Annotated in this window: 13 protein-coding genes; 6 read left to right on the top strand and 7 right to left on the bottom strand. The window is 41.3% G+C overall.

The window, feature by feature from the left end; genetic code table 11:
- Nucleotides 1-457: 457 nt before the first annotated feature.
- The 3 genes from B9A52_RS10830 to B9A52_RS10815 form a co-directional block, all read right to left on the bottom strand.
- A complete protein-coding gene (locus tag B9A52_RS10830; protein WP_084120490.1) occupies nucleotides 458-3,562 on the bottom strand; it encodes an efflux RND transporter permease subunit in 3,105 nt (1,034 codons plus the stop codon).
- Between the two features lie 861 nt (nucleotides 3,563-4,423).
- Complete coding sequence (locus tag B9A52_RS10820) at nucleotides 4,424-7,474, bottom strand: efflux RND transporter permease subunit (RefSeq protein ID WP_084120488.1); 3,051 nt, start codon at nucleotides 7,472-7,474, stop codon at nucleotides 4,424-4,426.
- Between the two features lie 5 nt (nucleotides 7,475-7,479).
- Entirely contained in the window at nucleotides 7,480-8,550 is a 1,071-nt protein-coding gene (locus tag B9A52_RS10815; RefSeq protein ID WP_084120487.1) for an efflux RND transporter periplasmic adaptor subunit, read from the bottom strand.
- 338 nt (nucleotides 8,551-8,888) lie between these two features.
- On the opposite strand from B9A52_RS10815, the gene B9A52_RS10810 reads away from it, so the two are divergent.
- Together B9A52_RS10810 and B9A52_RS10805 are read left to right on the top strand one after the other, a co-directional pair.
- Entirely contained in the window at nucleotides 8,889-10,073 is a 1,185-nt protein-coding gene (locus B9A52_RS10810) for a 6-bladed beta-propeller (protein WP_084120486.1), read from the top strand.
- A gap of 491 nt (nucleotides 10,074-10,564) precedes the next feature.
- Nucleotides 10,565-11,011 (top strand): outer membrane insertion C- signal, encoded by a 447-nt coding sequence (locus B9A52_RS10805; protein ID WP_084120485.1) that lies wholly within the window; start codon nucleotides 10,565-10,567, stop codon nucleotides 11,009-11,011.
- Nucleotides 11,012-11,110: 99 nt separating this feature from the next.
- Here the strand turns inward: B9A52_RS10805 and B9A52_RS10800 are convergent, their stop codons facing one another.
- Nucleotides 11,111-11,638, bottom strand: coding sequence for a septal ring lytic transglycosylase RlpA family protein (locus tag B9A52_RS10800; RefSeq protein WP_084123470.1), 528 nt, complete (start codon nucleotides 11,636-11,638; stop codon nucleotides 11,111-11,113).
- Between the two features lie 171 nt (nucleotides 11,639-11,809).
- On the opposite strand from B9A52_RS10800, the gene B9A52_RS10795 reads away from it, so the two are divergent.
- The 4 genes from B9A52_RS10795 to brnA all read left to right on the top strand — a co-directional run bounded on the left by B9A52_RS10795 (nucleotide 11,810) and on the right by brnA (nucleotide 16,901).
- A complete protein-coding gene (locus B9A52_RS10795) occupies nucleotides 11,810-13,039 on the top strand; it encodes a metallophosphoesterase family protein (RefSeq protein ID WP_172805198.1) in 1,230 nt (409 codons plus the stop codon).
- Nucleotides 13,036-16,065, top strand: coding sequence for an AAA family ATPase (locus B9A52_RS10790; RefSeq protein ID WP_084120484.1), 3,030 nt, complete (start codon nucleotides 13,036-13,038; stop codon nucleotides 16,063-16,065). The genes B9A52_RS10795 and B9A52_RS10790 overlap by 4 nt, the downstream gene beginning before the upstream one ends.
- Nucleotides 16,066-16,432: 367 nt before the next feature.
- On the top strand, nucleotides 16,433-16,693 hold the full coding sequence (locus tag B9A52_RS10785; protein WP_084120483.1) for a BrnT family toxin: 261 nt from the start codon (nucleotides 16,433-16,435) through the stop codon (nucleotides 16,691-16,693).
- Nucleotides 16,665-16,901 (top strand): type II toxin-antitoxin system BrnA family antitoxin, encoded by a 237-nt coding sequence (gene brnA, locus B9A52_RS10780; protein ID WP_172805197.1) that lies wholly within the window; start codon nucleotides 16,665-16,667, stop codon nucleotides 16,899-16,901. The genes B9A52_RS10785 and brnA overlap by 29 nt, the downstream gene beginning before the upstream one ends.
- 116 nt (nucleotides 16,902-17,017) lie before the next feature.
- Here the strand turns inward: brnA and B9A52_RS10775 are convergent, their stop codons facing one another.
- The 3 genes from B9A52_RS10775 to B9A52_RS26330 all read right to left on the bottom strand — a co-directional run bounded on the left by B9A52_RS10775 (nucleotide 17,018) and on the right by B9A52_RS26330 (nucleotide 18,406).
- Entirely contained in the window at nucleotides 17,018-17,722 is a 705-nt protein-coding gene (locus tag B9A52_RS10775) for a sulfite exporter TauE/SafE family protein (protein ID WP_084120482.1), read from the bottom strand.
- On the bottom strand, nucleotides 17,723-18,148 hold the full coding sequence (locus tag B9A52_RS10770; RefSeq protein WP_084120481.1) for a FixH family protein: 426 nt from the start codon (nucleotides 18,146-18,148) through the stop codon (nucleotides 17,723-17,725).
- 135 nt (nucleotides 18,149-18,283) lie between these two features.
- Complete coding sequence (locus tag B9A52_RS26330; protein ID WP_262483148.1) at nucleotides 18,284-18,406, bottom strand: hypothetical protein; 123 nt, start codon at nucleotides 18,404-18,406, stop codon at nucleotides 18,284-18,286.
- Nucleotides 18,407-18,416 lie beyond the last annotated feature (10 nt).

Genomic DNA, 18,416 nt, shown 5'->3' with positions numbered 1-18,416 from the left:
TTTTATTTAGGTTTTGTTGGTATTGTTAAAAAATTAATGTCTACGACAGTTAATAAGTCATCCCCTAAAAATTCAACTCCCGAAAAATTTTGATGAAGATAAAGAACGACCTATAAGTGAAAGAAACGTTTAATGGTACCTAGTTGTATCCTGATGGCTAACCGGATACAATTACACACAACGAGAGCTACTTTCCACATTTGGAATTAATCCCAAATAATGTAAGGGACAACACCTAGCTCCAAACCCAATCTTTACCAAGATATGGTGAGGTTTTTGGGAATTTAGATTTGAGAAGAGATGTTTTTTTTGGAACGCTGATGACACTGATTTGGCTGATTTACACAGGTAAAAAATCATTGAAAATCAGCCTTATCAGCGTTCAATCAAATATTTCTTATATTTCTTTGCGTCTCTGCGCCTTTGCGGGAAATCCAAACCACTCTTTGAGCCCCCCTTACCCCCCATTCTTCCTCCACAAAAACACCGGCAATCCCAAAAACACCCCTACAATACTGAATATCAATCCCCCGATGGTTCCGATCGCCAAGCTGAACCAGAAGATCTCGTTCTGACCTTCCATGATAAATGGGATCAGGCCAAAGCAGGTGGACAAAATGGTCAGAATAATAGGGACTGCCTTTCCTGCCACTGCCTTCAAGACATTCCTGTTGTAAAGGCCCTTTTTTCGGTTGTTCAGGTCATTGACGATAAAAATGGCTGCATTGACCGCCAAGCCGCCCAACATGACAAATGCCGCATATCCCCCCTGATCGAAATAAAAATCAAACAGGGAAAAAACCAGAAACAATCCGATAAAGGATATCGGGATGATGACTATGATATAGAAAGGCTGCTTGAGGTTTTCGAACAATACCGCTGTGATAAAAAATATCCCCACGATCAATACCAAAATCAAACTATACTGTCTCTTGGCCTTTTCCCAATCATAGGACCAGGTCAGTTTGGAAGCAGTATAGCCTATAGGCATATTGGCTTTCATTTCTTCCAAAACTTCATCCAGGTATTCATTCCCGAATTTGGCCGAACCCATGTATTCAAATGCCACCAACCGGATATACTGCCGGTCTTCCTTGTGCAGGGCATTGGTGGTGGTTTCCTTGCTCAAGGTGCCGAAATTACTGACCTTGAAAATCTTGTCCTCACCACTGATCAGACTGTTTTCCTCTAAGTCAAATTTGGAGTATTTGTCTGAATCGAGTTCACGAACTACGACTCCATAGTTTTTATCGTCTAAAGTAAGATATGTGCTTGGTCTTGACGGTTTGGATACATCATTCAGCGCATTGATTACCTGATATTGATTGGATCTTGCCAGGGCCATTTTTCCCTGATCCAACCTAAGCACATATTCCTCTGTCTTTTGCTCGTTCCAGCCCAATCTTTCATTGGTATTGACCTCCTGAATCCGCTTGTGTTGCAAAAGTTTCTCCGCCAAAACCTCTGCCTGTCTCTCCAGTTCATCAAAATTATATCCTTTCATTGTCACCTTGAAAGATGGGATTCCTTCCCCGAATCCACCTGTATAAAACCCTTGGCCCACGCCACTAATAACCCACCTTGCTCCGGACCAGTCTGTGGATTTGACGGATAGCCTGCCTTTCAGTTGGTAAGGCAAGGCTGATTTCTCATAGGCTTCCTTGAAGGTAATGTTGATATTGGCATATTGACCTGACTGTACATAGGTCACAAATTGGTCGATGCCTTCCACCTCTTTGAGAAATCCCTCAAATTCCTTCATGATAAAATCCATTTGTTCTAGCGTATTACCAAAGGGTAGTTGGGCAGTGACATACAATCTGGTCTTTTCGGCTTCTCTATAAGAAGATTTTTCAAATACACCCCTGACAAACATCCTCAGCGAACCTCCCAGGTATTTGTCCACATGGGGCCTGATGTCTTCCTGGTAGAGGGTACTTCCGATGGATTTATTGTACCATTCCTGTCCTTCCCATTTGGCAGGAAGAAAAAACACAGGAAGACCGAAAAGCAGAACAATGGCAGTCACAAAAGTCTTCCGAAACCTCGCCACAAAACCTATACTTCTACTATAAGCCCCAAAAGCCCTAACCCTCTTTCTAAGCTGTTTCACTGTAAGGACCCTACCCTTTTTGGCTTTTTGTCCAAAAAGAATCTCATACATGGCCGGCGTAAAAAGCAAAGCCACCAAAAGCGAAACTGCCAACATTACAGCCACTACCACCGAAAATTCGGTCAGGTTTTTCCTGTCTTCCTCCGGCAAAAAGAACACAATCATCAAGGCTGCAATAGTAGTAAGCGATGCAGCCAACAATGCCACAAAAACCTTCCGATTTTTATGCTTGTGCAAATGGTCGATCATGATAATGGCATTGTCCACGATCAGACCAAATGAAATCGTCAATCCGGCAAGCGAATATAAGTGGATGTCCACTTTCAGCAGGTAAAGTATAATCCCGGTAATACTCAGGTTGATGACGATACCCAAAAACAAAATGCTCAGATAGCGCAGGTTTCTGTTGATCAGAAATATGAAAATGATCAAAATCAGAACGGAAAGTCCTGACCGCTTGTAAATCTTGTTCAGTTCCTTTTCCAAAAACTCTGTATCATCATTTTCCAACCTGACCTCAAACCCCGCCGGCAGCAAAGGCTTTGTAGCTTCTATAGCGGCTTTGATATTTTTGGCCAACAGGACTTTGTTGACCCCGTCCCGGTTGATGATGGATAGGGTGACCGAATTGTTGCCGTTGATCCGGTAATAGGAAGAAGGTTCTGCCTCTTCCAGGGTCAACCTTGCCAGGTCTTTTAGGAAAATCTCCTTTCCTTCCCTGTTGGTGACCAACAGGTTTTCGAGTTGGCTGAGGCTATTGAGCGAGCGGTCTACTTGGATAAAAAGGGTTTCTCCCCTGTTATTGACCAAAGAACCGGGATAAGACCTTCCAAAGGCATTTCTGATGACGGCTTCCACATCGGACTTGGACAGCCTGAAAGCCTGTAGCTTTTTGATATCATAGGTGACGTACAACTGCAGGTCATTTGATCCCCGAATGGTGATTTCTTCTATTTCCTCAAAGCGGTTCAAAGAGGTCTTCAGCACATCCTCAGCTATTTTCTTTATTTCAAAAGAAGCAAAAGGGCCATTGACAGAATAGGTCAGGATCGGGGTTTTTAGGTCATTTCTCCGATCCTCCGATTGGGTGACCAAGGGATAGGATACTTTTCTGTCCATGGAGGGGTAAACCTGCCGGATGATGGATGCCACCTCAAATTTCTTGAACTCCATATCCGTCTTCTTGTCGAACCTGAGGGTAATAGATCCCCGATCATAATTGGAGAGGGAATTGATTTTCTTCAGATCTGCCAATTGTGACAGGGCACCTTCCAAGGGAGAGGTCGCCAATTTTTCCACCAATTCAGGGCTTGACTGTGGCACCGCATAACTTACCGTCAATACCGGTTCCCGTTCCTGTGGATTCAGATCCACAGAAAGCCTCGGCACCAACGCAAACCCGATGATGCTTAGAACTATGAACGATATGATGATGCGGAAGGGAGTCAAGGGGAGGGATAAAGGATGAAGGTTGAGGGGTGAAGGTAGATTTTAGAATTTATATTGGAGATTTTAGATTGGAGACACAAAACGTGAGACATAAGAAATAAGAAATAAAATTGTTGTCTCCCCCGGGTCTTGGTTCTTTTCACTTGTGTCTCTTTATATATTTCCATTTTGGTTTGTATTTTCTTTTAATTCAGTGAAGTTTTCACTTGATTTTGGGATTATTAAATTGGCACGTTTGATTTAAATTTTAGGTTCAAAGTGTGTAAATAATCTTTGCCTTGTCATCTCGAGTCTCCAACATTTTTAAAATGTTCAAAATAGGAAATGACATCAGGTTTAACCATTCTGGCCTCGGCAAGCTCGGCCACCGGGCCTGTAATGTGGGGAGGTGGGGATTGGAAAAGGGGCGCCGCCCCTTTTCCAATCCCCACTCTAATTAACCATTTTCTCCGTTCCCCGATTCCGATAGCTATCGGAACGAGAGGCATTTTAGGATTATGTCATTGGTACGGCAGGAGAGATCTAATTACCTAGATCAGGGAAATAGACTTCTTCTGCGCACCAATTTTAAATGCTGGTTTTTGAACCGATTGATTTAATATAACTTCAAAGCTGATCCATATACTCCTCTTTTTTCAACTCAGGAACAATGTCTATCGAGTTTGATATCTGTAAACCGTTGTGGGGGAAACAGACTTCTCCTAACGTCGAAGTGACAAGGAAAAGCCTTCTTATTTCTTAACCCATGCTTCTAAATTCTAACTTCTAACCATAATCATTAATCCTTCCTCATCAACCCTCTCAAACCTCCCAATCTACCTCTTTCCCCCATCTTGGCTCTTGTTTCTTGGTTCTCAAATCTTAAGTTTCAATTCTCGTCTCTCGCTTCTCCCCCCTCCCCACAAACCAATAAGCTAAAGGCACAAAATACAGTGCCGTAAACGTACCAATTGTCAAACCTCCGATCACTGAAAAGACCAAAGGGCGCTGCAAATCTGCTCCGAGACCTGAACTGAAGACGACAGGAAGCAGGGCAAGGATGGTGGTGACGGAGGTCATGAGGATGGGTTTGAGCCTGATTTCTCCGGCTTCAAAGAGGGATCTTTCTAAAGCTTCTTGACTTCCCAGGGACTGACTGTATTTTATTTTTAACCTGTTGATGGTATCGATTTTCAAAATGGCATCATTGACCATGATCCCCAACATGACCACCAAACCGATGGCTGACATAACATTGAGGGAAGTTCCTGTAAGCAATAGGACGATGAATGCACCTGCGATTCCCAAAGGAAGTGTGAATATCACGATCAGGGGCTGCACAAAACTCTCAAATTGAGCTGACAGGATAAAGTAAAGCAACAGTACCGCCACCAACAATATCCCTATCAATTCCTGAATGGTCTCTTTGTCCTTGAAATATTGCCCAAAGAAAGATACTCCTAAATTCCGGTCAGCTGCCCATCTCGAAATTACCGAATTGGAGGAACTTGGATTATCCGATTCCAGCAAAACGGATTGGTAAATGCCCCCTTTGTCTGCGGTGACAAATTTGTAATGGTTTTCATAATCAAAACGGATAAAATTGCTCAGCGCATATTCATTACCGTCTTTGCCCGTCAGATAATTATTTCTCAATATCTCTTCAAAATTGGCTCTGTTGGATTTGAGCCTGATGGGAGTAATCTCCCCAAAGCGTTTGATATCCATGATGGAGTACATCCCAAAAAGTCTCTTGACCTGTTCCTGCAGATCGGAGGTACTGATCCCATAAAGGGCAAGTTTGCCTCCATCCAACCGGAATATAACCGAGGCTTCCTTCTGCAATCCCGGTCCTCTGGAAAATTCTTCCACCGGAAACTCTTCCAACCAAACGTCCATTCGGCTTTCTTCAATGGGTTTTTTGGTCTCCAGGTCCTTCCACCTTACTTCATAATAGGGCATATTGGAAGCAAAGAGTTGGTCAAAGGCATTGGGGGCATCGCTGATATCAAGTTGTGCATTGGGAAAATTTTTAATAACCAATGACCTGAGCTTTTGCATTTGCCCTGTCTTCTCTTCTTGGTTATCAAATAGAAAATACAGACTCGCCTCCTGCAATGAACTTTCCCCATCAAAAAGCAGAAACTGTCTTACCCCTAAATCACTTTCGGATTTGAGATATGCTCCTTCCAGTGAATTCAACAAGGACATGACCCTATCTTTATTTTGCTCCACTCCTATGGGTTCGTTCCAGTCAAGGGACACCACCGCATCAAACTTTTCAATCGGAGGAAGTCCGCTTGTTTCCAACAAATAAGCCATTCCAAGACCAACCGGAATCAACAATAGGAATATACCAAAACTGAGTTTCCGCTGACTGAATATTTTTTTATACAATGATTTATATCCTCGTAGAATCCCCAGAAAAAACCTGCTGTCTTCATCGGTGACAGGCTTTTCTCTTTTTCTCCTAAAGAAAAACTGGTAGAGCATGGGGAGAAAAATAAATGCCACCATCAGGGAAACTCCCAATATTGCAGCAACAGAAACCGCCTGATCAAAAAACAGTGCCCCGGAAATACCACTGAGAAATACCAAAGGTATAAATACCGCCAACGTGGTCAGCACGGAGCTGATCAAAGCTGACATGACTTCATTCACCCCTTCCACACAAGCTTCAAAAAGCGGCAGGCCATCTTTTCTTTTTCTGGTAATATTATCCAATACAATGATGGAATTGTCAATCAACATCCCCAGACCCAATGCCAGTCCTGACAGGGAAATGACATTGATGGAAATGTCAAAAAAGTAGAAGACCAAGAAGCTAATCAACAAAGAGGTCGGCAAGGAAATCCCGATAATCACCGGAGTCCGGTAATTGCCCATAAAGACAAAAAGCACCCCAAAAGCAAACAATCCACCAAACAGCAAACTCGTCTGTAAATTACTTATTCCTGCATTGAGCAATACCGATTGGTCTTGGGTCAGTTCAAAATCCACCTGTGGATAATCTTCCCTGAATATGTCAATCGCTTCATAAACCTTTGGTAGCAACTCGTTCATTTTTGCCGAAGCCTGTTTGTGGACAGTGATGACGAGGCCTTCATTTTCACCGAATAGATGGTATCCCAACACATCATTGATCTCATATTGGACATCAGCTACCCTACCCAGATCGATAGTCACACCCTCCTCGGAGGTAACGGGCAGTTTCATAATATCCGAAGGAGAATCAACCCTGGTGGCAAGTCTGAGGTAATACCGGAACTGACCATCCTCCACACTGATTCCGGGAAGTTCTTCATTGCCGAATTTGATGGCATTGATGACATTCTCTTCGGACATGCCCAAAGCCCTGAGTGCCGATTTGTTGGGGCTGACGGTAATGATCCTGTCTTTTTTGCCATTGATATCGACCAGTGAAACCCCTTCCAACTGTTCCAGCCTTTTTTTAAGGACATTCTCGGTCAACAGACTGATTTCCGTAAAATCAAAACCCGGTTTTGGCACCACCTGTACTCTTACAACCGGGATATCATTGGTATTGATGCGGATGACCTGTGGACGGCTGAGATCGGAGGGAAGCGAATTGGTCATCCGGTCAATCTTTTCGTTGACATCGATATAGGCAAGTTCCATTTTGGTGCCAAAATCAAAAGTCAAGCGGATGGTCCCCAGTTCAGATCCTGACTTGCTTTCCATGTCCTCGAGTCCGTTAAGGGTCATCAGTCCTTCTCTTATGGGTGAAAGTACATTTTGTTCTATGGCTTCAGGAGAGGCATTGGGGTAATTGACTTTGACCACTATCTGTGGGACATCGATGGGGGGCAGCAGGGAAATGGGCAATGTCCTGAACACAATGACCGAAAAAACCATCAGTGCCAAAAAAGTCATCAAAACAGCTATGGGTCTTGCCAATAAAAACCTTACCATCCCGCTTAGTCTTTTATAATTTGTACAGGTGCCTGATGGGCCAATTGCAGGTTATTGGAGGTGATGACGGTCATGCCCGGTTCTATACCGCTCAGGATTTCCACTTCCTTCCCGTTGTCCTTCCCTACCTCTACATAATTCCATTTGGATTCGTCTTTTTCAATTGTAAAGACAACAGGTCTTTGGGAACGGTACACCAATGCTTCTTTGGGCACGACGATGCTGTTGTTCTGTGGGGCACGGATAATGGCACGGGCGTTCATCCCCGGCAGCAACCCTTTGGTTTCGCCGATCAGGATTCCCACCTGAACAAGCCCATTTTCATCAACCTTGGGATTGATGCTTTTGACTGTTCCGGTGATGCCTTCCGCAGCTCCACCAACAGGGAAGATCTCCGCTTTTTGTCCCACGGAAATCAGGTTGATGTCCGATTCCAGGACTTTGACTTTGAGTTCCAGTTGGTTGGTGTTGATGATTTCAAAAAGTTCGTCCCCGGCATTGACCATGCTGCCCCTTTTGGTTTTGAGGTCAGCAATACGGCCCGATGTGGGGGCATTGATGATGGTTTTTTCCAGGTCAATTTCCGCCTCTTTCAGCTCTATCTCTGCGGCATATTGGCCGCTTTTGACCATCAGGTATTCTTCTATTTCCTGCTTGCGCAGGTCAGTGGAGTCATTGAGAATCGTGGGGAAATTAAATGCCTCGGACTGATAAGTTATCATAGCATTTTTTAGCGCTATCCTGGCTTTTTCAAGTTTGATCTGACTTTCGGTCTGATCCATTTGGGCAAGGGTTTTTCCTTTTTCTACATAATCGCCTTCTTTGACTGAGAGTTCATCCAGATAACCCGATCTCTCTGCCACTACCATAATCTGATCCACGGCCTCGATCTTTCCCGAAGCATTGATCAGGTAATCAAAAGTCTTCTTTTGAACCGTAGCGGTGCGGACGGGAGTGGCAGCGACCTCAGCCCGGAAGGATTCGAGTGGCTGATCTTGGGATGCTCCCTTTTCTTCTTCGCAGGAGAAAAAAATTGATATGAACCCTAATACTAAAAACAAATTGCTTTTGCGCATTTTTCAAAGTTTATAGAACCTGCATACAATAAACTAAGTTATTAGACAAAATCAAAAGAGAAAATGTTAAAATTTTTGAAAATACATCGGGTTTCCATTTTCTTAGTTTTATGAACATTAGGAAATGTGAAAAAATAAATGATATCCTAAAATAGGAAAAATAATTGAAGTATCCGGCATTCCCTTTCTGAGGTTTTTAATGAAACAAATCATGTCAAAAAGAAAGTAATATTAGTTTTTGTTTCTAGTTTTATCCTGATTTATCAGTTGTGGACAAGAAATCAAGGATTGAAATATTTTCCATTTGAGGATGTTATAACATTTCCAATTAAACCGGCATGAAGAATCCCTTAATATATTTTCTGGTTTTTTTTAATGTCATCTATCTTTTTTCCTGCGCAGAAAATAGGAAGGGTGAATCTATTGCTAATGACACTTTAGAGAAACTGACCTATCCTTTAACTGTAAAAGATGAATTTGGCTTCAGTTGGCCGGAGGGTCTGGTTGTGGATGATATCATCTATCTGGATACCCAAGAAGATCAGTTAATCGTGTCTTTTTCCAAACTGATGATCTCTCCGGAACATGACCGATATTATATCCTTGATGATCGGCAATCCAAAATGTTTGGGTTTGACGGACAGGGAAACAATATTTCCATTTTTAGTAAACTAGGAACCGGTCCGGGAGAATACAGAGAAATAAAAGATGCGCAGATTGATTTTGACAATAACCAATTTGAAATTTTAGACTTTGATCAAATAAAGAAATTTAGTTTGATTAATTTTGAATATCTGGCAAGTGTTTCATTAAGAGGGATAAAAGGAAATAATATTTACGGCAATTTCGTGAATATAGAAGGTGTCTATTACTTATACACCCCCTTACCTCCTGCCCACAGGATGATCCCTTCGGCTAGGGCAAACACACAAGAATTTCATTTATTAAGAAAGGACGGTGATCAACACGATTTTTTTATTCCAAAAGAGCATGGAGTCTTGTTGATGGAAGGCGATCCCATATTTCGTCAATCCCATATTTCAGGTGAATATAATTTTACTCCGATCTTGGGCCGTAATGAAATCATAGCTATAAATAAAGAGGGAATTTTCACCAAATACAATTTTCCATTTGCTTCCAATGGCATTCCAAAAATAGAACTGATCAATTTTTATGACCGCGAAAGGGAATTCATGGGTACAGATTATTATAAATTTCTAAACAACATCATGGAAACTGAAAGGCACTTGCTCTTTCATTTTCTTGGTAGTTCAGTACTATACTATGTCCTATTTGATAAAACCTCAAAAAAAATCATCTCCATAGGAAGGTCAAAAGATTACATGCCTGTACTGATTTCCTCAGATTCTAAATACTTTTATTGTTATGTTATGCCTGCCTCCTTGTTTAAACATATCGAAGAGGGCAATAGCTTTGAAAACCACCCGATTTTGAAATCCATCGATTTTGAAAAAATTGACAGGGAGGATAATCCAATTTTAATCAAGTTTCATTTGGAGTGAAGGGTAAATTCTCTAATTACAAGAGGAATATTATCTACGGATTTGATGAAAATTATCATTCATCATTGATGAGGAAAATCGTAAAAATTTAAACCAATTCCAATCTGTGTTCATCTGAACCCATCTGTGGTTGGATTTTTTCACATTTCAAAATAAATATAAACCGCAGATTTTACCGATTTCACAGATTTTGGATCTTAGGGTATTTTTGCTACATATTCCAAACAAAAGTTCCAGATTCAACCCTCCTGTTAAATTACTCAATTCAGGAAAATAAATCATTTACCAATGCCAATCTGTGGTTGCCTTATTTTTCTCTTTAAAATAAACATCCGACAAAAATGAAAATAATGTTAATTTGATAGTTGGCAGAATAGCGCACAAAAATGCAAAATTTCAATGGGAATCATAAGTGAATGTCTTGATAGAATAATGTTTTAAGAAATAATAGATACTTTTGAACATTGAAAATTAAATCTAAAATTGAAACTATGAAAAAGTTAGTGTTATTACCTTTTATGTTTTCTCTTATGCTGGTATGGAATCAATCCCAAGCCCAGGAATTAGGTTTGAGGTTTGGTGATGTCCTGGGAAATAGTGTTGCCATTGATGGGGTTTTTGCATTGGGAGAATTCAGTCGTGTACATGCCGACCTTTCTTTTGGTGACCGAGGAGTGGGAATTGAAGCACTTTGGAATTTTGTTTACAGACCATTAGGAGAAGAAGCATTTCATTGGTATGCAGGTGTGGGTCCTTCTTTATTGATAGGAGATCCGTTTGTTTTGGGTGTGAGTGGTGAGATTGGCTTGGAATATACCTTTAAGGAAGTGCCGATTTCCTTATCTCTCGATTGGAGACCCCGTGCTGATATCGTCGAGACAACGGCATTTAGAGCGGGTGGTTTTGGTTTTAATGTGAGGTATGTTTTTGGTTCTTAAACATTGAACCAATGTTTTACAAAAAATTAGTCCCGGGTCATTAATTTGACATCGGGATTTTTTAATTTATAAAAATCCAAAAAATCAATTCAAACCAACTTACCCACTCTCAATATTGATTTCCAATGTTAAACCCGAAAAATCAGGCTTTTCAAATTCAATTTCAATGGGTGACTCATACATTCTTAACCTCAGTCCTTGGGGCTTGTTGCCCTGATAATGTTCCATTAAATATGCCATTGTTTCAAAATCAGGCACTTCAAGCTTCACCTTGACGATACCATCCTGAACCATATCCAATTCTTGAGCTGCTCCTTTGGACAAGTCGATGATTCGTCTCGATGTTTGTGGAAGTCTGTCATTGATTCTGACCCATACCTCTTTACCATTCTTTAGATTGGTCACTTTCAGCATGGTCCCAAATGGAAGGTTTTTATGCGCAGCGGTCATTTCCATCATATTAAAAATTTCACCATTGGCTGTTTTACGGAGGTGGAATCCCTTGCCATAATAACTGGCGACGCCTTCCTGAATTTTCAGTGCTTCATCAGGAGAGGGACTTCCATCTCCGGCCGAAACCATTAAAGGACTGATTATCAATAAGAAGAGTATTGTAAAGTATTTCATATTCATTTTCGTCTTTCGCAATTAATGTGCCAATTATTGTCATTAGCACTTTGCGCATTTGGAACGGAATGACTAAGCTTTTAACTTTAATCAAAATTGAAAACCTGACCATATCGAGAAAAACAGGAACAGGAATTCACAAAGCTAAACTCTAACTCGGAAAAAACCAACATGATCAAAATCCTCCACACCGCAGACTGGCATTTGGGAAAAAGGCTACAGGAATATTCCAGACTTGAGGAACAAAAAGAAGTCCTAGAAGAAATCATACAGATAGCTGAGCGGGAAGCTGTTGACCTCGTGCTTTTGGCAGGGGATATTTTTGATAGCTTTAATCCCAGTCACGAAGCTGTGGAACTGCTGTATAAAACCCTCAGAAGGCTTTCCAATAATGGCCAAAGACCCATTATCGCCATTTCCGGCAACCATGACAGTACACAGTTTGTAGAAGCCCCCGATCCTTTGGCCCGAGAAATGGGCATCTTTTTCTACAGCCGATATGATACGGTGATCCCAACAGGTAAATTTGAAAACGGAATAGAGATCCTACAATCTGAATCCGGATTTGTGGAAATGAAATTACCAAAATATGATGTTCCCATCAGAATCATCCTGGCGCCCTACGCCAATGAAGTCCTGCTCAAAACCTACTTGGGAGACATGGACAGAGAACAGGAATTCAGGAATCTCATGGCCGGAAAATGGGAAACGTTGGCAGAAAAGTATTGTGATAAAAAAGGGGTGAATTTGTTCATCGGGCATTTCTTTTTTACCAAAGAAGGCGAACCTGCTGAGGCCGAACCTGAATCCGAACGTCCTATCCTCCATGTCGGGGGCACACAGGCTCTTTACACCCATCATATCCCCAACCATATCCAATATGCAGCTTTGGGTCATTTGCACCGATACCATGCGGTAGGCAAAGAACCGTTTCCGATTGTATATTCCTCCTCGCCCCTTTCCTACTCTTTCAGCGAAGCCGATCAGCAAAAGCAGGTGGTCATCATAGAAGCCAAAGAAGGAGAAAAAGTAAATTACTGGCCCATTGGTCTGAAAATGGGAAGACTACTTTTCAGAAAGACCTTTGATAATCTTCCGGACACGCTCGAATGGCTGGAGGGAAATCCATATTGTTTTGTCGAAATCACTTTTATCACAGAACATTCGATAGACGCTGCCACCCGAAAAGCCATCATGAAAGCACATGATGGCATTGTCAACCTGATTCCTCAGATCAAAAATCCACAAAATCGGGAAAACCTCAGCCTAAAAGCAGAAGACCTGGAAAAAGATATGGTCAGTCTTTTCAGGATGTATTTCAATAGTGAACGGGGCCAAGAGCCTAATGAGGAGCTGCTCGGCATTTTTAAGGAAGTTATCAGCCAAAACGAAACCACATGATTCCGGTAAAGCTAGAGATCCAAGGGTTATACTCCTACAAGGAAAAACAGGTCATAGCATTTGACCAATTGACCGCAGCGGGCCTATTCGGGATATTTGGGGCGGTGGGCAGTGGAAAGTCCTCGATTTTGGAAGCCATTTTATTGGCCCTTTATGGCAGTACAGAAAGACTATCAGACCGAGGTGAAAAAAACAGCATGGTCAACCTCCAAAGCGAAACTCTGCTGATCACGTTCGAATTCCGGGCCGGAAACAACAATGTCAACACTTATATTGCAAGGTATTCGGCCAAAAGAAATCCCAAAAACTTCGAGGATGTCAAACCTGCCGAACATGCTTTTTATCTAAAAAAAGGAGATCAACTGGAACCATTGACCCAAGTGGCTGAAGACCTTGTGGGCATGAAAAAGGAACATTTCAAACAAACAATCATCATCCCGCAGGGCAAATTCCGGGATTTTATCGACCTGACTCCCGGACCAAGAGCAGAGATGATGAAGGAGCTTTTTGGTTTGGAGCGATTTGATTTGGCTTCCAAAACGGGGACTTTGCTCAGAAACCTTAAGGATGAAAAGATCCGCTTGGAAACACAGTTGGGAGCTTTGGCAGAAATAACTCCTGAATTACAATCTGAAAAAACAGCATTGATCAAGGAAATTGCCACCCAAGCCGAAGCCGCAGAGATAATTTTCGGTCAATCTGAACAGAAATTCAAAAAGCAGGAGGAAGTTCAAGCCAAGCATACACAATTACAGGTTTTTTTGAAGGAATGGGAAATACTGAATAAGAAAAGGACTGAAATAGAAAACAAGAAAGCTATCTATAAAGACTTCCTGAAAGCAAAAACCTACCTCAAGCCGGTTTGGGAACAGATCCAAGAGAAAAATGCTGAATTGGAGAAATACCGTGTCAGTGTTACAGATTGCAAGAGGTTTAAGGAAACTTATGAACAAGAAATAGAGCAGCTAGTAAAGGAAGAGTTGGAACTGAAAGAAAAAGCAGACAAAAAATCAGAAAGGGAAACCAAAATCAGGGACCTAAAAAAGGTAATTGAAATCAAGAATCTAAACACGGAATTTGAGGCCTCCAAAACAATCACTGAAACATTAAAGCCTGATTTGGATTCGAAAAAGGAGGCATTATCATCGATTAAAGAACAGATAAAACAGCTGGAAGAAGAATCCGAAAACATCATTGTTCCTCATAGCAATACCCTATCCGAACTGAAAGGATTAGCCCGTGATTGGGATAATTGGGAAAGCCAGTTGAGCGAAAAACAAAAAGATGTCGAGCAAATATCTGCCTCTACCCAAAGCATCACCGCACAAATAGAAACCCTGAATGAAAAATTACCGGAATCAACCAATTCCTTTGAAGCATGGATTCATTCCCAAAAACAAACCATCCAAACACTCGACTCCGAGAAAGAAAAACTGATGCGACAGGCCGGTTTGGCCGCCCATGCCCACCTCCTGATTAATGGAGAGGCCTGTCCACTTTGCGGCGCAATAGATCATCCCCATCCCCTGGCCGAAACCAACAACAATGCTCTGGAATCTAAAAACAGAGAAATAGAATTGGCAAAAAGCTTATTGGAACGGATTATTACCTGGAAACAGGTCTATTCCGAGCAACAGATCAGACTGGACAATCAAAACACCAATAAGGCCAAAACAGAAACGGAAATCAATATCCTTTCCGGACAAATTAAGAAACTAAAGCAAAATTTGATTTCCCACCAAGTGGACACCAAAGAGACTTTAGATGAATTGATCCAAAATTCCGACAAAGCAATCCAAAAAAGAGAAAAACTGCTGCAAATGATAAAGGAACTGAGGAAGAATTTGGAGGAAAGGCAAATCGAATTTGAAAAAGAGGAAAGGCAAATCCGGGAGGCTGAACAAACTTTATTGGGACTTAGCAGTAAAATTTCAGCCAAAAAAGAGGAGATCAAAGACCCTTTATTCTGCAAGCCATTTTTCGAAAAAGACAAAGCCGCCATCGAACAGACCATTCAAAAAGTCCAACAGGACATAGAAGAGACAGCTTTCAAACTTTCCGGAAAACAAAAAGTACTACTGGAAACCAGAACCAAACAGGCTACCAACCTGGCCAACCTGAAAAACTTTGAGAACCAGTCCGATAGTGCAGCCATCAAGATAAGTGAATTGCAAAAGGAATTTGAATCCCTCAAGATCACATACGGATTTGAAGATGAGGAAAAGTTAATTGCACTCTTCCATCATTCTCTGGATGCCGATAAAGTAGATGCAGAAATCAGGCAATTCGAGGACAGGAATCTTTTAGTCAAAAACAAATTAGAAGAACTGCAATCACAACCCGGTGTTAGTAGTTTCGACCCAGAAGCATTTGTGCGATTGCAACATAAGCTTCAGGAAGAAAAGTCCACTTTGGAAGCGATTAAGAAATCCTTCACACTACTTGACCAAGAGCTAATTTCCATTAAAGAAAAGTTGGAAGAAAAACAAAAACTCCAAGTCACATTCAGTCAACTGGAGAAAAGGGAAATCAACCTAAAGGAATTGGAAAGGCTTTTCAAAGGAAGTGGTTTTGTAAAATACGTCAGTTCTATCTACCTCAAAGAACTCTGTGCCACGGCAAACCTCCGTTTTATGAAACTGACCAAAAACAGCCTCAGTTTGGAGATTGACGATAATAATACCTTCTGGGTAATCGACTACCTCAACGGCGGCAAAAAACGTTTGCTCAAAACCCTATCCGGTGGACAGACCTTTCAGGCTTCTCTATGCCTGGCCTTGGCACTAGCCGAAAAAGTAAAATCCCTCAATCAGGCGGATCAGTCCTTTTTCTTTTTGGATGAGGGCTTTGGCGCATTGGACAGAAATTCCCTCCGTGTCGTCTTCGAAACCCTCAAATCCCTCCGCCACGAAAACCGAATCGTAGGCATCATCTCCCATGTAGAAGAACTCCAACAAGAGATAGAAGTCTATGCCAAAGTAGAACTCGATCCAGAGAGAGGAAGTCAGGTGGGGTATTCGTTTTAGACAAAAGACTTAAGACGTGAGATATGAGATAGTTTTGAAGTAGAGAGGAGGAGTGTTTTAGAAGAGAGGTTAATAGGCTCGATCATCATAAAGGCGGTATAAGACAAGAGTGGTTCCAGTCTTCAGACTTGGACCATCACTTTGCAGTCTTCAGACTGCCAACCACGGGTATTTTAAAAATAAACCCTTTCCTCCTTTACCAGAATTCAATTCGTATTATCCGCTGAAAATTTATTTGCTTGATTCTAGTTAAGAGTATAGGATAATTGAAAAAAGGTTGATAATCATACAAAAAAGCAACGGTAATTAAGCTGTTTTTACTTATTTTTGACTTGCGATAGACCGCTGTTTGAAATAAATTTGAGAAATGTTTGAATATGATCCTCACAAAAGTGAATCAAATAGAATTAAACACGGTATTGATTTTAATCAAGCACAACAATTATGGGATGACGCAAACAGGGTAGTTATTGAGGCTAAGACAGTAGATGAAAAACGATATTTATTGATTGCCCAATTCAATCAAAGTATTTGGTCGGCTATATTCACCGTCAGAAATGATATGAAACGAATAATTTCAGTAAGAAAATCAATGGAAAATGAAAAAGCAATCTATTACATCGGCTGAGTTTGATCAAAAGTTTGAGAACAATGAGGATTTGTCTGATTTTTTAAATCTAGAAAAGGCAAGCAAACCAGGATTAAAGCCCAAACGTGTCAGTGTGGATTTTCCTGAATGGATGGTTCAGGAGTTGGATAAATCAGCCCAACGATTAGGAATTACCCGTCAAAGTCTTATCAAGGTTTTCATCTCTGAGAAATTGAAAGAGACATAAAATTTTCAAGCAATCGAAATTGGTTAAAGTCTTCAGAACCACCTACTGTAGGCATGCCTAGACCCGCCAATATGCAGTCTTCAGACTGCCAACTCTCTATAAAATTAAGCCCAAACTCACTCACACATTGTCATCTCAATCTTTTCAGCACCATAATCAAAAACCTGCAACCTAGGGCTGACATAATGGATTCCCAATCCCATTCCTCTTACTATAAACAAAATTCCAATAAACATCGCAAAGTATGGAAGTGCTTTGGTCAGTTTGGTCCTGAGGGATAGTGAAAGGATTTTACCGGAAATCATGACCCCAATCAACATAGGGATGGTTCCGATTCCAAAAAAGAACATGTACATAGCACCATAGATGGGACTTTGGAGGGCCAAGGAAGCCACCAAGGCAATGTACACCATGCCACAGGGAAGCATGCCATTCAATAAACCCGAAGCAAAAAAAGCAGGAGTACCGCCTTTTTTCAAAAAATAACCCAAAGAGGATTTCAACTTGGAAACTGCTCCAAAAAGACCCGATTTGGTAATATACCTTTCCGAGCTTTTGTAAAAGAATGCCATCAATAAGATTAATGCCCCCATTAATATGGAAATCCATTGTTGAATTCCTGCCAGGGCCAAAGAAAAACCGATCATCCCGATAACGGCGCCTAGCAAGGTATAAGTGAGGGTTCGCCCAAGATTATAGATGATTTTATTGCGCAAGAAAGGAGCATTGTCTTTGGCCGATACTGCCAAGGCAATAGGGCCGCACATTCCCAAACAATGGAATGAACCCAAAAACCCCAATAAAAACGCTGTCCAGATCACTTAGATATTGATTTTTTTCTCTTCGTAAAATTCTTTTCCGTCCTCAGACCAACTCAGTTTTATTCTCCAATATCCCGGCTTCAGGTCTTTCACGTTTATCGAGCTGGCATTTGTCTCAGTGATGTCAAAAGCAATCTTTTGGTCAAGTCTTGCATCTGATGGCCTGAACAAGTGAAGGGTTCCTTTTGCTCCTTTGGGCAACAGTAAATCGACTTTTTTGAGTTGACTATCATAGACCAAGACATTATAGCCAATTTCACTGGCATTGATCATTTTTTCAATTTGATCCTGATACTTGATTTCCTCCTCGTAATAATTTTGAGTCACCAGATGGATATCGTCTTGCTTGATACAAAAAGTCACCATCCCTATCATCAGTATCCCAAAAGCAACTAATGTGAGTATTATTCCTTTTCCCCAGTCCATATGTTTTTAATTTTAATGATTGTTTTATTAATTGATCCGCAATGGCAGACAGGTTTAATCGTTTATAGGGTAGTCCTGTTTTGTCATTTCGAACGTAGAGAGAAATCTATTTACCAGGAGGACCCAAGACCTCTCCTACCGTCCCTGTCTGCCGACAGGCAGGGAGGGGACAAGGCAAAGTTTATAGCCACTCTCTAATGCCCTTATTTTATAAGCTGTGCCTAAAGCTAATCTTTGGCTCATTGCTCCTTTTTTCATCCTTCATCCC

The sequence above is a fragment of the Aquiflexum balticum DSM 16537 genome, from assembly GCF_900176595.1.
Taxonomy (GTDB): domain Bacteria; phylum Bacteroidota; class Bacteroidia; order Cytophagales; family Cyclobacteriaceae; genus Aquiflexum; species Aquiflexum balticum.
This window is presented reverse-complemented; position numbering and strand designations above follow the sequence as displayed.

Bases quoted from the DNA above. Each gene is read 5' to 3' on its own strand.
- B9A52_RS10795 (WP_172805198.1), top strand. From the start codon at position 11,810: ATGATCAAAATCCTCCACACCGCAGACTGGCATTTGGGAAAAAGGCTA.
- B9A52_RS26330 (WP_262483148.1), bottom strand. From the start codon at position 18,406: ATGAAAAAAGGAGCAATGAGCCAAAGATTAGCTTTAGGCACAGCTTAT.
- B9A52_RS10805 (WP_084120485.1), top strand. From the start codon at position 10,565: ATGAAAAAGTTAGTGTTATTACCTTTTATGTTTTCTCTTATGCTGGTA.
- B9A52_RS10770 (WP_084120481.1), bottom strand. From the start codon at position 18,148: ATGGACTGGGGAAAAGGAATAATACTCACATTAGTTGCTTTTGGGATA.
- B9A52_RS10800 (WP_084123470.1), bottom strand. From the start codon at position 11,638: ATGAAATACTTTACAATACTCTTCTTATTGATAATCAGTCCTTTAATG.
- B9A52_RS10815 (WP_084120487.1), bottom strand. From the start codon at position 8,550: ATGCGCAAAAGCAATTTGTTTTTAGTATTAGGGTTCATATCAATTTTT.
- B9A52_RS10790 (WP_084120484.1), top strand. From the start codon at position 13,036: ATGATTCCGGTAAAGCTAGAGATCCAAGGGTTATACTCCTACAAGGAA.
- B9A52_RS10810 (WP_084120486.1), top strand. From the start codon at position 8,889: ATGAAGAATCCCTTAATATATTTTCTGGTTTTTTTTAATGTCATCTAT.
- B9A52_RS10820 (WP_084120488.1), bottom strand. From the start codon at position 7,474: ATGGTAAGGTTTTTATTGGCAAGACCCATAGCTGTTTTGATGACTTTT.
- brnA (WP_172805197.1), top strand. From the start codon at position 16,665: ATGAAAAAGCAATCTATTACATCGGCTGAGTTTGATCAAAAGTTTGAG.
- B9A52_RS10785 (WP_084120483.1), top strand. From the start codon at position 16,433: ATGTTTGAATATGATCCTCACAAAAGTGAATCAAATAGAATTAAACAC.